1 protein-coding gene is annotated in these 1,036 nt (G+C 68.1%); it reads right to left on the bottom strand.

Annotated features, from left to right (window positions below):
• Window positions 1-305 (bottom strand): 2'-5' RNA ligase family protein (locus FFK22_RS41880; protein WP_143957011.1); only part of this gene is annotated, 305 nt, incomplete at its 3' end.
• Window positions 306-1,036 lie beyond the last annotated feature (731 nt).

Raw genomic sequence — 1,036 nt, 5'->3', positions numbered from 1 at the left:
ACGTGCAGATCGAGCAGATCGGCCGAGACCACCGGGGCGGCGAACAGCACGGAGGGCGACCCCGGAAACAGGCCGAGGCTGGACAGCTGGATGTCGCAAGCCGGTTGGAGGGCGGCGAAACGCTGCAGTGCTGGGGTCATCGCCGCTGCATCGAGGCGATCGTACACGGCGAGCGAGAGATGCGGGTCGACCGGGGCCCGGCGCGGCGTCATCGCCTTCGGGTCGGCCCGCTCGACGGCGTCGATCATCGGCGTCAGGGCGGCGGCGCTGAGCGGATCGAGATCGAGGGTGACGGCGAACGGCACAGGGCACCTGCAGCTGGCGGCGCGACCGATCCTACCCGCCCGCCGCCCGCTGCGGAAGCCTCAATGCCCGATAAGCCCCTTATCGGGCATTGGATCAGCGAGGGCGCAGACTTAGCTTTTGCTCTTAAGAGCGCCAGAATTCGGTTCTCCGCCGTGATAGAATACGGGTCGCAAATGCCGTCGCCGCCGCCCGATCTCCCAGGGGCGAACACGGTCAATCCGTTCAGCCGCAGCGCGCTGCAGAGGGGCGGGGAACACCTGGGCATTCCGGCGCCGCTCCTGGGCTGCGCATTGGCGCCGCTCTAAAACTGCGGACTGGGAGAGGCGGAGGATCCGAGCGCCCGCGCGGGGGTGCGCGTCTCCGAGGCCAATCTGCGACCTCAGCCCCAGCCGCGGCGGACGCACAAGTTGCCAAGCCCGCGGTCGCCCAATCGCATCGGACCCGATTCACCGCCGGGCCGGCGACCGAGATCGCCGGCCGACGGCCACGCCGAAGGAGGACACTGACATGGACGGTTCAGGTTGCGCCGGGCGGCGAGGTCATCGAGGATTCCGGAGATGCTGCCTAAACCTTATCTCGACGCTTTGCCGGACCATTCTCTGCGCATCTTGCGCAGAGACTTTGTCGAGGCATCGCAGTGCGCCTTCTGTCGGCGCGCCATCGCGACCGGCATCGCCTTTGTCCTGCTCGATACCGCTCATGGCGAGCTGCCGGCCGGCCCTGTATGCGC

The organism is Mycobacterium sp. KBS0706 (assembly GCF_005938675.2).
In the GTDB taxonomy this organism is placed as follows: domain Bacteria; phylum Pseudomonadota; class Alphaproteobacteria; order DSM-16000; family Inquilinaceae; genus Inquilinus.
This window is presented reverse-complemented; position numbering and strand designations above follow the sequence as displayed.